Origin of the sequence: Buttiauxella sp. S19-1, from assembly GCF_022134725.1 — a bacterium.
Classification (GTDB): domain Bacteria; phylum Pseudomonadota; class Gammaproteobacteria; order Enterobacterales; family Enterobacteriaceae; genus Buttiauxella; species Buttiauxella ferragutiae.
The window spans coordinates 1-8,257 of record NZ_JAHWLU010000161.1 but is presented as its reverse complement, the minus strand read 5'-3'; the positions used below and the strand labels follow the sequence as shown (position 1 = coordinate 8,257).

Genomic DNA, 8,257 nt, shown 5'->3' with positions numbered 1-8,257 from the left:
TTCTTGGTGGTGATCAAACCTAAAACCACCTGCTGATGACCCGGACGCACAAAGCGCAGCGGTGCAAAGTCGCCCGAACGATCATTGTCGTATTCAAGGAAGAACGCATCGACGTTCACGCTGCCAAACAGCACTTGCGCAACTGGCTCGTAACCCCCTTCTGAAATCCACGTTGAACGGAAATTACCGCGACAAACGTGCAGGCCGATGGTCAAATCGTCCGGTTTGCCTTCCAGCGCTTTATTCAGCACTTGCGCATAAATCTGTGCGAGTTGGTCTGGATCATCACCGCGAGCGCGGATTTCTGCACGCTGGGCGTCGGAACATAAATAGGCCCACACGGTGTCATCAAGTTGCAGATAGCGGCAGCCTGCGGCGTAAAACGCCTGAATTGCATCACGCCATGTGGTGGCGAGATCGTCAAAATACTCTTTTAAATCAGGATATACCGTACTGTCGATGGCATTGCGGCCACCACGGAAGTGCAGCACGCTCGGGCTTGGAATGGTCATTTTCGGCACTGCGTTACCGCTGATGCTTTTCAGATAGCGGAAATCTTCCAGCATCGGATGCGAACCAAAACCCAGTTTACCGATGACGCGCACGCTGTGCGCTTTGGTTTGCACGCCGTTGAACTGAATGCCCTGCTCAGATTCATAACGCTCCACACCTTGCAGACCGTCAAAAAAGTCAAAATGCCACCAGGCGCGGCGGAACTCGCCATCCGTCACCACATGCAGGCCACAAGCGCATTGCTGCTCAACTGATGCGCGGATGGCGTCATCTTCCACTTTACGCAACTGAGTGGCGTCAATCTCACCGGCAGCAAATGCCTGACGGGCGTTTTTGATGGTGGCTGGGCGTAAGAAGCTACCGACAATGTCGGCACGGAATGGCGCGCGATGTGGCAAAGAGTGTGGCATGTGATTTCTCCGCTGACCTGGCTAACTAATTTAGCGAGGTGATAATTCATGGTTTGAACATTTAGCCATCTGGACGGCCATATTATGTAACGGAGAATGGCAGATGCGCGACTTGAGGACAAACGAAGATCTTTCATGGTTATTGAAAATAATTCATGTTGTTAACCCAGTGTGAAGTGTAAGTTGATCTGCGTCACAGTTTGCCGTTAAATATGATGTCCTGTTTTTGAGCCTCCTGATTATGATTGTTCGTCCGCAGCAACACTGGTTATTCCGCTTATTTGTCTGGCATGGTTCGGTTCTACAAAAAATCTATTCGCGCCTGCTGCTGAATGTCGCGTTGTCGATCAGCGTGATTTTCTTTCTACCGTGGTATGAAACGCTCGGCATAAAACTCACCATCGCGCCCTTCAGTATTCTCGGCGTGGCGATAGCGATATTTTTGGGTTTCAGAAATAGCGTCTGTTATGCCCGCTTTAACGAAGCCCGTACGCTGTGGGGGCAACTGGCGATTACTCAGCGCTCATTATTACGCGAGATCAAAGGCCTGCTGGGCAACCATGAAAACCAGGTCACGGAGTTTGTGAATTTGCAGATTGCGTTTAGCCATGCTCTGCGGCTGACATTGCGTAAACGCCCGCCTGAAGAAACACTGAAAAAATTCCTCACCAATGATGACTTACAATGGGTGATACAAAGCCACGCACCTTGTAATCGCGTATTGCTGTTGATGGGAGACTGGTTAGCCGATAAGCGCAAACAAGGCTTAATTTCCGACGTGGTGTGGAGCGCTTTGAATCATCATCTTAACGATCTTTCGGCGGTAGCCGGAGGTTGTGAGCGCATCGCCGGTACGCCAATCCCGTTCGCCTACACGCTGATTCTGCATCGCACTGTGTATCTGTTTTGTATCATGCTGCCGTTTGCACTGGTCACCGACCTGCACTACATGACACCATTTTTGTCGGTGTTTATTTCCTACACCTTTATTTCGCTCGACACGCTGGCAGAAGAACTGGAGGAACCGTTTGGCACCGAAGACAATGACCTGCCGCTGGATGCCATCTGCAACACCATTGAGCGGGATTTACACGATATGGATGAGAATGAGCATCTGCCCGAGAAGTTGCGCCCAAATCGCCATTATCGGCTTAGCTAACAATACCCGTCATACTTCGAGTTGATGATGCGTTGGCTATGTTCGCTCACCCAATTCACTTAGTTGACTAAGCTCATCGGGATTCGCTCTCTTGCCGCCTTTCCTCAACTCGAATTATTTAGGGTATAGGTAGATTAGATTTGGCCCACAAAATCACGTTTGCCTAACGGCACGCCCGCCTGGCGCAGGATGTCGTAGGCGGTGGTGAAGTGGAAATAGAAGTTTGGTGTGGCAAATTTATACACGTAGTTGCGCGCGGTGAAACGCAGTTCGTGTTCGCGCGCCATCACCACAATTTGGCGCTCGTCATCACCATCGAGTTGCGCATCGCTAATCCCTTTCATGAACGCGATGGTGGCTTCGATACGCGCCTGAAGCTGCGCAATCGTGGTTTCGTTATCTTCCATAACTGGCGCTTCAACGCGGCCGAGGCGTGCAACGGCACGTTTTGCCATATCGGTGGTGATTTGCACCTGGCGCACCAGCGGATACATGTCTTCTGCAAGTGCCGCCGTAAGCAGGCTCTCTTCCGATTTGCCGTTCTCTTTCGCCCACTGGGCGGCCTTCTCAAGGATGGCCGACAAATTGGTTAAACCAAGAATGAACTGCGCATTAGTTTCACTGTAAATCGACATTGTGACTTCCTTTAGACATGACAAAGTGATGGCAAGATTACACTCACTTCTCGCCTCACGGATAGCGAATTCCGCGCTCAGGCGAAGCTAAATCCTTCATCTGCCCAACCGGTAATCCCACCAATCATTATTTTCACCGGACGCCCCAGGCGCGCTAATTTTAGCGCCGCGCGGTCTGCTCCGTTGCAATGCGGCCCGGCGCAATAAACCACAAACAAGGTATCTGCCGGCCACTGCGCCATGCGCTCAGCTGATATTTCACGATGCGGCAAATGTAGCGCTCCAGCAATGTGGCGACGGGCATAAGCTTCAGGGCTGCCGACAACATGCAGCAGCACAAAATCCATATCCCCTTCTTTCATCGCGCTGTGTACATCATCGCAATCAGTTTCAAGGTTCAGGCGCTGAAGAAAATGAGCGGCGGCAATTTCTGGGGCGGCAGCGGGAAAATCAGTAACGTGACTCATAAAACCTCCTCGTAGTGGTGAGATCTCACTATAGAGCGCAGCGTGTAGCTTGACGTATGGCAGAAATGACAGATAACGTGAAGATCATGACAATCGTTCGGGATACACCTTTGCAAAACCCTCTTGTTGTTGCACTAGCGTATGACGGCCTGTGCACCTTTGAATTTGGTGTAGCAGTGGAAGTGTTTGGCCTGCCGCGTCCGGAAATGGGCGATAACTGGTATCGATTTGCGGTGGCGGGTATTGAACCTGGTGAACTCAGAGCGACCGGTGGTATACGCATGGCAGTGGATGGTGGGCTTTCTCTGCTGGAGCAAGCCGGAACCATTATTGTACCTGGCTGGCGCGGTGCCGACGCACCGGTTCCCGAAGAACTCTGCACAGCATTACGTGCGGCACATTCGCGTGGCGCACGGATTATGTCGATTTGTTCCGGTGTGTTTGTGCTGGCAGCCAGCGGTTTGCTCAATGGATTACAGGCCTCAACGCACTGGCGTTATACCGAAAAGCTGCAACAACGTTATCCTGATATTCAGGTGATGCCGGATGTGTTGTATATCGATAATGGCTCGGTGCTGACATCCGCTGGCAGTGCCGCAGGCATTGATTTGAGTTTGCATCTGGTGCGGCGTGATTACGGCCAGTTTGCCGCCAACAGCGTGGCGCGCAGGCTTGTCGTGCCGCCACATCGCGTCGGCGGCCAGGCGCAGTTTATCGAACAACCGATACCTGCTGCTTATGAAAGCCAGCGCCTCAGCCCGCTATTTGATTTTTTGCAAAGTCATCTTGCCGATGAGCATACCGTTGAGTCACTGGCGGCGTTTATCGGCATGAGCCCGAGAACTTTTTTGCGCCGTTTTGCCGCGACTACCGGCACCACACCCTCACGCTGGTTGCTGAACATGCGCCTGACACGCTGCCGTGATTTACTGGAAAGCAGCACGTTGTCCATCGACGACATTGCTGAGCGTGTCGGCTTTGGCAGTGCCGCCACATTGCGCCATCATTTCCGCGCTAAGCTGTCGACCACTCCCGCGGCATACCGCAAAGCATTTACTTCAGGTAACGAAAAAATGATTACTTGACGCTAAACAACGTGATAGAGATAACGGCATTATTTTATTAGTTCAGCAGATGAATTTATCTGGAGTAGATATGCGTAAATTGAATGTGTGGTTTTTTTCTGCGGCCCTGATGGCCGGTTCTTTACCTATGGCGTTGACAGCTCAGGCAGCAGATGCTCCGGTTACAACTCCTGCTGCAGAGGCTCCGGTTGCGGCCCCTGCACCACAAAACTCTTATGAAATCACCGAGTTCCATGCCGATTATAAGCCATTCAAAATTGGCGACATCGTACCGGATCTGTACCGTACTAAACCCTATCAGATTGATGCCTGGAAAATCAGAAACCTGCCAGCCCCGGAAGCGGGTAGCCACTGGACGTACATGGGCGGCAACTACGTGTTGATTAGCGACGCGGAAGGGAAAATTTTACGCGCTATGAAAGGTGAGATTTTTTATCAGCACTAAGTAACCGCAGAACAAACCGAGACTGATGCTAAACCTTTTCGTAGGTCGGATAAGCGCTAGCGCCATCCGACAACACCTGTCTAGTGACCCCGGTAATCCACCGGGGTTTTATTTTATCCGGCAGGCAATAGTTTAAGCACTGCGCATGGTTTTAATCTTCGAGTAACCGTACTCAAAAATCATGTCAGTGGTACACATAAAGACAATCACATCGCCCGACCCGCACTCTTCCAGAGTTTCGTTTAACTCCGTATCAAACTCTTTTGACAACTGCGGCATCAGCATCTGCATATCGCCTGGATAGTCCTCATCTTCGTCTGCTGGCATATCTTCAATTTTTGAACCGCGCACCACATAAACCAACACGTTTTTGTCGTTGAACACGATTGGCGCACGCAGATGCTTGCCCGTAGGATGCTTAGCCATGTTTTTTACCCTTTTGCTAATAGCCGAAATTTGGCGCTATCCTCGCAAAAGATGAGGAGAAAAGACAGTCTCAGTGTGACTTTCCCGCTTCCCCCACTCGCCAAATTCTCTCGGCATAGCGCCCGACAAGCGCCAGTGAGATGGCCAGTAACAGAAAGAAAATCACCTTATTGGTGCCGTCCCAGAACAGTTCGAAATAGCGCGTGTAAAGATTAATCCCGAGGAAGGTTAACCCAAAACCTCGCAGCATGCCGTCGTCGGTTTTCAGGCTAATCCAGATACACGCCAGTGCCGCGAGCGCAAACAGCAGCGACCAGTGCAGCAGTTCAATTTGGCGCACGCTCTGCCAGATATCGAAGTCGTAATTGCCAAAGATCGACAAAATCCATAACGCGATAAACAGATACAACAAGCCCATCGCTTTGCTGGTGTTCAATAAATTACGCTGCTGTAAGGGCTTTTGCAGCAGATAGCAGGCGGCAAGTAATACGCCACCAAACAACACAAAACGAATCGGGTAATTCATACCCAGCCAGTAAGCGCCCCATCCTGACGCGTAACCTGTAGATGTCCCAAAATAGCTACCCAACGACAACAGGAAGAACAGCCAGATCAACCCCGAACGGCTCAGGTAGCCAATCACGGCGTAAATCGCACAGCCCAGTAAAAATAGCGGCGCAACGTTCCCGCTACCGTTATCCAACGCCATACCCACTTGTGACAACGTGAGTGCAGTGAATAAAACGCCGAGGAACATGATCGCTTCGTTGCTGTAGCGCTTTTCTGGCGTGTGTTTCTGGCGACGAAAGCCCCAGAAGTAACAAGCCGTGGCAATTAGCGCCAGAATAATGGCACGGGTGGCATAGCCAAAATCAAACAGTAGCGCCATTAAATACTCATCGGCGACCAGGCTTCCAATGGCGATAATCGCGCAAGCCAATGCAATCCAGAAGGCGTAACGGCTTAACCGTTGCCAGTCAAAAAGTTGCGGCGAGAGATGTTGTTGCAGCCGCTGCTGCTCTGCCTCGTCAATAACCCCCTCCTGACGCCAGCCGTCCAGAGTACGCAGGACGATTTTTTGCTGTTTGCGTGTCACTTTCATATTGGTTTTCCTTGCCAGATTATTGACATCACGTTAACGCATTTTGTCGTAATCTATGAGATGCACAATTTCCGATTCATTCATTTTAGTCTGAGGATCAACCGATGCAGGACTGGAACCCCGCTCTTTATTTGCAGTTTGCAGCCGAACGTACCCGCCCAGCCGCGGAATTAGCCGCGCGTATTCAGCACCCTGAGGCGCAACACGTTTCTGATTTGGGCTGCGGCCCCGGTAACAGCACTGCGTTGTTGCATAAGGCCTTCCCACAGGCGACGATAACGGGCATTGATAATTCTCCGGCGATGCTTGAAAAGGCACGAACCGCACTGCCTGATTGCCAGTTTGAAAATGCTGATGTGGCGCACTGGCAGCCCACAATAAAACAAGATGTGATTTATGCGAATGCGTCTTTGCAGTGGTTAAGTGACCATGCTCAGTTGTTCCCGCACCTGGCGGCACAACTGGCGGATAACGGGGTTTTAGCGGTACAGATGCCGGATAACTGGCAAGAGCCGACACACACCTTGATGCGCCAGGTGGCGGCTGAACTAGGGTACGGAGATTCCGGACGTGAGGCGTTGTTATCCGCCCAACAATATTACGATTTGCTGGCGCAATCAGGTTGCAGCGTGGATATCTGGCGCACCACCTATTTCCACGTCATGCCGTCTGCGCAAGCAATTATTGCCTGGCTCAGTTCGACCGGTTTGCGTCCGTACCTCGCCAAACTCGATAACATTCAGCAGCAGGTATTTCTCGAGCGTTACCACGCGCTTTTACAGCAAGCCTATCCGCCACAACACGATGGCAATGTGCTGATGTTGTTCCCACGGCTGTTTATTGTGGCGCGCAAAACAGGCGGTATCGCGCTTTCGTAGGTCGGAAAAGCGCAGCATCTTCCGACAAAACTGGCGTGAATGGTGGATGACGTTAGCGCCTCCCGCCATTTGCACTATTTTGTGGAAGCCGTCTGTGGCTGAAACCAGCGGCCACGCAAGGTGTCATACGCCCAGTTGTAAATCACGCTATACGGCAAGAAGAACAGGAAGAAACCAATCTCGACCATAAACGCCTGCAGCAATGAAATGTTGAGCATCCAGGCGGCGAGCGGCAGGCCAATCAAAATAAAGCCTCCTTCAAAGCCCAGCGAGTGGGCGATGCGCAGCGGCAGCCGACGCTTTTCCCCGACCGGGAAAAACTTATCGAACCCTGCGTTATAAATCATGTTCCACACCATAGCGACGGTAGACAGCATGATGGCCAGCGCCCCCATCTGGAATAAGGGTTTGTTCAGGATCCACGCCGCCAGCGGCGCACAAATCGCAATGGCGATAACTTCAAAACCCACCGCATGCACGACGCGCTCGGCAAATGTTCTTTTTTGAGACTGCATAAAACTCACTCCAGATAAATCAAGCAATATGGCTATGCGGCGTATTATCATCGCTATTACTGATAGACTGAAGTTAGTAACCATCGATAAAAGCGATAGATAATGAAATATTCTCCCGAATCCCTGGAAGCCTTTTTGCAGGCAGTCGAAACCGGATCGTTTTCTGCAGCGGCACGTAAGCTCAAGAAAAGCCAGTCGACGGTGAGTGCTGCGATTGCCAATCTGGAAGCAGATTTAGGGGTGACGCTGTTTGATCGCCAGAGTCGCCAGCCGGTTTTGACTGACCAGGGGAAGCATATTTTGCCGTACATCCAGTCAATTATGGCGGCCAGCGAGCGGCTGAATGAAGTCTCGGTACGCCTGGCGGGCGATGTCGAACCGCGTCTGAGTTTCGTGCTGTCTGATGTCTGGCAAACCGCACACCACGAGTCAATCCTGCAACGTTTTTCGCAACGCTTTCCGGATATCGAGTTTGAATGTTTGATTGCCGAGGATGAAGACGTTATCGACCTGATTCAGATTGGCCGCGCCCACGTTGGCGTATTGCGTGTGCAGCCACGTTATCCGGTGGATGTGACGGTGGCACGTTTGCAGGTCGGTGCTGAGATGGCGATTTTTATTC

General features: G+C 51.4%; 11 protein-coding genes. 5 read left to right on the top strand and 6 right to left on the bottom strand.

The annotated features are described in order from the left end of the window. The coding region (locus MES37_RS22390; RefSeq protein ID WP_237932678.1) for a 5-methyltetrahydropteroyltriglutamate--homocysteine S-methyltransferase at positions 1-923 on the bottom strand (923 nt) is incomplete at its 3' end. A 241-nt stretch (positions 924-1,164) separates the two neighbouring features. Here MES37_RS22390 and MES37_RS22385 point away from each other — a divergent pair. Then, positions 1,165-2,082 (top strand): bestrophin family protein, encoded by a 918-nt coding sequence (locus MES37_RS22385; RefSeq protein WP_232885975.1) that lies wholly within the window; start codon positions 1,165-1,167, stop codon positions 2,080-2,082. Positions 2,083-2,216: 134 nt separating this feature from the next. Here MES37_RS22385 and MES37_RS22380 read toward each other — a convergent pair whose 3' ends face one another. Continuing rightward, positions 2,217-2,717 carry a DUF1993 domain-containing protein gene (locus MES37_RS22380; protein ID WP_064547062.1) on the bottom strand — a complete coding sequence of 167 codons (501 nt, stop codon included), beginning with the start codon at positions 2,715-2,717 and terminating at the stop codon, positions 2,217-2,219. A 77-nt stretch (positions 2,718-2,794) separates the two neighbouring features. Next, positions 2,795-3,184 carry a rhodanese-like domain-containing protein gene (locus tag MES37_RS22375; RefSeq protein WP_133521385.1) on the bottom strand — a complete coding sequence of 130 codons (390 nt, stop codon included), beginning with the start codon at positions 3,182-3,184 and terminating at the stop codon, positions 2,795-2,797. A 65-nt stretch (positions 3,185-3,249) separates the two neighbouring features. Here MES37_RS22375 and ftrA point away from each other — a divergent pair, with 65 nt between their 5' ends. Together ftrA and MES37_RS22365 are read left to right on the top strand one after the other, a co-directional pair. Next, positions 3,250-4,269, top strand: a complete 1,020-nt coding sequence (gene ftrA / locus MES37_RS22370; protein ID WP_232885977.1) for a transcriptional regulator FtrA — start codon at positions 3,250-3,252, stop codon at positions 4,267-4,269. Between the two features lie 70 nt (positions 4,270-4,339). Further along, entirely contained in the window at positions 4,340-4,714 is a 375-nt protein-coding gene (locus MES37_RS22365; protein ID WP_237932676.1) for an RcnB family protein, read from the top strand. A 132-nt stretch (positions 4,715-4,846) separates the two neighbouring features. On the opposite strand, the gene MES37_RS22360 is transcribed toward MES37_RS22365, so the two are convergent. Both MES37_RS22360 and MES37_RS22355 read right to left on the bottom strand, forming a co-directional pair. Then, positions 4,847-5,140 (bottom strand): hypothetical protein, encoded by a 294-nt coding sequence (locus tag MES37_RS22360; protein WP_064547068.1) that lies wholly within the window; start codon positions 5,138-5,140, stop codon positions 4,847-4,849. Positions 5,141-5,210: 70 nt separating this feature from the next. Continuing rightward, positions 5,211-6,242: a DUF2157 domain-containing protein gene (locus MES37_RS22355; protein ID WP_232885956.1), complete on the bottom strand. Its 1,032-nt coding sequence runs from the start codon at positions 6,240-6,242 to the stop codon at positions 5,211-5,213. A gap of 104 nt (positions 6,243-6,346) precedes the next feature. On the opposite strand from MES37_RS22355, the gene tam reads away from it, so the two are divergent. After that, positions 6,347-7,120, top strand: coding sequence for a trans-aconitate 2-methyltransferase (tam, locus tag MES37_RS22350; protein WP_232885958.1), 774 nt, complete (start codon positions 6,347-6,349; stop codon positions 7,118-7,120). 74 nt (positions 7,121-7,194) lie between these two features. Here tam and MES37_RS22345 read toward each other — a convergent pair whose 3' ends face one another. Beyond that, a complete protein-coding gene (locus tag MES37_RS22345) occupies positions 7,195-7,635 on the bottom strand; it encodes a multidrug/biocide efflux PACE transporter (RefSeq protein WP_232885959.1) in 441 nt (146 codons plus the stop codon). Positions 7,636-7,737: 102 nt separating this feature from the next. Between MES37_RS22345 and MES37_RS22340 the strand changes: the two genes are divergently transcribed. Next, a partial coding sequence (locus MES37_RS22340) for a LysR family transcriptional regulator (protein ID WP_237932675.1) occupies positions 7,738-8,257 on the top strand: 520 nt, incomplete at its 3' end.